Annotated in this window: 1 pseudogene; it reads left to right on the plus strand. The window is 49.2% G+C overall.

Annotated features, from left to right (window positions below):
- Nucleotides 1-392 (plus strand): annotated as a pseudogene (locus AB4585_RS23205) (ATP-dependent DNA helicase DinG); the annotation flags it as partial.

The following is a 392-nucleotide window of genomic DNA, read 5'->3' on the forward strand; positions in this document are numbered from 1 at the left end:
GGTTTGGCAGTTAATGGCTGAGCCGTCACGAGACAAAGGCGCTCCACTGGCCCGTTGGATTGAAACCAGAGCGAGAACTGGATTTCATCGTCAGTGTTTCACCTTTGGAGGTGGGCTGGTCTCTTGATCAGAAGCTTTGGAGCAAGTGTGTTGGCGCGGTATTAACCTCAGCCACATTAAGAGCACTCAATTCGTTCCAGTTTTTCTGCCAGCAAAGTGGTGTTAGCTACGATAAAGAGGAAGGAACGCAGTTTTTAGCCCTAGCCTCGCCCTTCGACTATCAAAACAACGCCGAATTGATTGTGCCTAAAGCAAAGTATGAGCCTCAAGCGCCACAGTTTACCGAATACCTCAGTGAAGAGCTGATTAATTGGCTGGTGCCAGATAAGGCC

It is taken from the genome of Vibrio sp. 10N.222.49.C9, assembly GCF_041474985.1.
Taxonomy (GTDB): domain Bacteria; phylum Pseudomonadota; class Gammaproteobacteria; order Enterobacterales; family Vibrionaceae; genus Vibrio; species Vibrio crassostreae_C.